Here is an 824-nt window from a genome sequence, read left to right as displayed (position 1 = left end):
GGTCCGAGTTCGATGTAGGTGGTGACGTTGTGGTGGTGGAGGTGGTGGATGCCGTCGTTGAAGCGGACGGTGTGGCGGAGGTGTTGGGTCCAGTAGTGGGGGTTGGTGAGTTGTTCGGTGGTGGCGGGTTGGCCGGTGAGGTTGGAGATGATGGGGATGGTGGGGGTGTGGTAGGTGAGGGTGGCGGCGGTGGTGTGGAAGTCGTCGAGGATGGTGTCCATGTGGGGTGAGTGGAAGGCGTGGCTGACGTTGAGTTGTTTGGTGCGTCGGCCGTTGTTGCGCCAGGTGGTGGCGAGTTGGTGGGCTGCGTGGTGGTCGCCGGTGATGACGGTGGAGTGGGGGGTGTTGACGGCGGCGATGTCGAGGTGGCCGTGGTGGGTGGGGAGGGTGTCGCGTATTTCGGTTTCGGTGGCTTCGATGGCGATCATGGCGCCGCCGGCGGGTGCGGTTTGCATGAGGCGGCCTCGGGCGGCGACGAGGGTGCAGGCGTCGTCGAGGTCGAGGACGCCGGCGATGTGGGCGGCGGCCAGTTCGCCCACGGAGTGGCCCATGAGGTAGTCCGGCGTCAGGCCGTAGTGCTCCACCAGCCGGTAGAGGGCGACCTCCGTCGCGAAGAGCGCCGCCTGCGTGTACTGCGTCCGGTCGAGGAGCGCGGCCTGCTCGCTCCCCTCCTCGGCGAAGATCAGTTCCTTGAGCGACCGGCCCAGGTGCACGTCCATCCGTGCGCAGACCTCGTCGAGGGTCCGGGCGTAGACGGGGTGGGTCTCGTACAGCTCACGGCCCATGCCGGGCCGCTGACTGCCCTGCCCCGTGAACAGGAAGGC

The 824-nt window shown here is 67.6% G+C and carries 1 protein-coding gene; it reads right to left on the bottom strand.

Annotation, left to right across the window (positions count from 1 at the left end; translation table 11 throughout):
• Window positions 1–824, bottom strand: an 824-nt coding sequence (locus tag IG86_RS39585; RefSeq protein ID WP_037943952.1) for an acyltransferase domain-containing protein, incomplete at both ends; no start/stop codon positions are given.

The organism is Streptomyces virginiae (assembly GCF_000720455.1).
Lineage (GTDB): Bacteria > Actinomycetota > Actinomycetes > Streptomycetales > Streptomycetaceae > Streptomyces > Streptomyces virginiae.
This window is presented reverse-complemented; position numbering and strand designations above follow the sequence as displayed.